2 protein-coding genes are annotated in these 1624 nt (G+C 73.5%); both read right to left on the bottom strand.

Annotated elements, in window-relative coordinates; translation table 11 throughout:
* Positions 1-58: 58 nt before the first annotated feature.
* Positions 59-700, bottom strand: a complete 642-nt coding sequence (gene pcp / locus ABZ885_RS40820) for a pyroglutamyl-peptidase I (RefSeq protein WP_360200225.1) — start codon at positions 698-700, stop codon at positions 59-61.
* A 51-nt stretch (positions 701-751) separates the two neighbouring features.
* The coding region (locus tag ABZ885_RS40815; RefSeq protein WP_360200223.1) for a DUF979 family protein at positions 752-1624 on the bottom strand (873 nt) is incomplete at its 5' end.

Genomic DNA, 1624 nt, shown 5'->3' with positions numbered 1-1624 from the left:
GGCACCACAGCCGCGGATCCCCCGGCCGGTCACGCAGTGCCGCGATCCACCCGGGCCATCAGTGGAGGGCGCCCCCGGGGGTGTGGATGTCGGTGGCGCGGGTCGAGGCGGCGAGCAGCGCGCGCACGGCGCGGGCGGTCGTGGCGGCGGGAAGGGAGGGGGTGGCGGAGTCGAGGACCTGCTCGGGCAGGGCGGGGACGTGGACGAAGCCTCCGCGGGTGCCGGGGCGCTCGGCGGCGAGGAAGTGCAGGAGGGCGTAGAAGACGTGGTTGCAGACGAAGGTCCCGGCGGTGTGGGACAGGGAGGCGGGCAGGCCCGCCTCCCGGACGGCGGCCACGCAGGCCTTGACGGGCAGGGTGGAGAAGTAGGCGGCGGGGCCGCCGGTGACGACGGGACGGTCGACGGGTTGGCGGCCCGCGTTGTCCGGGATGCGCGCGTCGTCGAGGTTGACGGCTATGCGCTCGACGGTGATGTCGGGCCTGCCGGTGGCCTGGCCGAGGCAGACCACCAGGTCCGGCTCGGTCTCCCGGACGGCTGTGCGCAGTTCGTCGGCCGCCTGTCCGAAGACGCAGCTGAGCCGGGCCGGGGTGACGTTCAGTCCGTCGGGCGGGTTGTCGGCGACGAGGCGGGCGACCTCCCAGGCGGGGTTGAGGGCGGCGCCGTTGAACGGCTCGAAGCCGGTGAGCAGGACCCGGGTCATGGGCGGTGGTGGCCTTCCTGGTCGGTCGGGGGGCCGGGGGAGTTCGGAGGTTCAGAACGCGAAGAGCGACATGATGACGATGTTGCATGCCAGCAGGACGACAGCGGTGGGGAGTTGGGCCTTGATCGGACCGTACTGGTCCTTGAGTTCGAGCAGCGCGGCCGGGACCAGGTTGAAGTTGGCGGCCATCGGGGTGGTCAGGGTGCCGCAGAAGCCGGCCAGCATGCCGACGGCCAGGACGACGGAGGGGTTGCCGTGCAGCTGGGTGATCAGGACCGGCCAGCCGATGGCGGCGGTCATGACGGGGAACGCGGCGAAGGCGTTGCCCATGACGACGGTGAACACGGCCATGCCGACGCAGTAGAGCGCCACCGCGGTGTACTTGCCTCCGTCGGGCAGGAGGTGGGTGGTGAGCTTGCCGACCTGCGTGCCGACGCCGGCGGTCTGGAAGATCGAGCCGAGGACGGCGAGGAGCTGGGGGAGCAGCAGGGACCAGCCCATGGCCTCCAACAGCCCGCGGCCGGAGTGCAGCGCGACGGCGGGGTTGCGCTCGCGGGTGAGGAGGAGGGCGACGGCCAGGGCGACGAGCGCTCCGATGCCGAGCCCGAGGAGCGTCTCGCTGCCGGTCTGGAGCAGGGGGCCGCGGCCGAGGTGCACGTCCTTGAGGAGGGTCGCGCACAGCAGTGCGACGACGGGCAGGGTGAGGGCGGGGACGAACAGCCGGCTGCCGAGCCGGGCGGCGGAGGCGGCCCGCTGCTCCGGAGTGGTGGTCGTCGGCGCGCCGCGTCCGGTGAGCCCGAAGCCGGCCAGGCAGATCATGGCCAGGACCGCGGCTCCCATACTGGATCCACCAGAGGTCCGTCCACCCCCGTGTCCGGCGCGGGGCCCACCAGCGGCACGGCGCGTACCGCCCCGCCGCGGACC

Source organism: Kitasatospora sp. NPDC047058, assembly GCF_040643935.1.
GTDB lineage: Bacteria > Actinomycetota > Actinomycetes > Streptomycetales > Streptomycetaceae > Kitasatospora.
Note: the sequence above shows the minus strand (reverse complement) of the source record. Positions and strands in the feature narration are given on the sequence as shown.

Coding starts and splice junctions, on each gene's coding strand:
- pcp (WP_360200225.1), bottom strand. CDS start 700: ATGACCCGGGTCCTGCTCACCGGCTTCGAGCCGTTCAACGGCGCCGCC.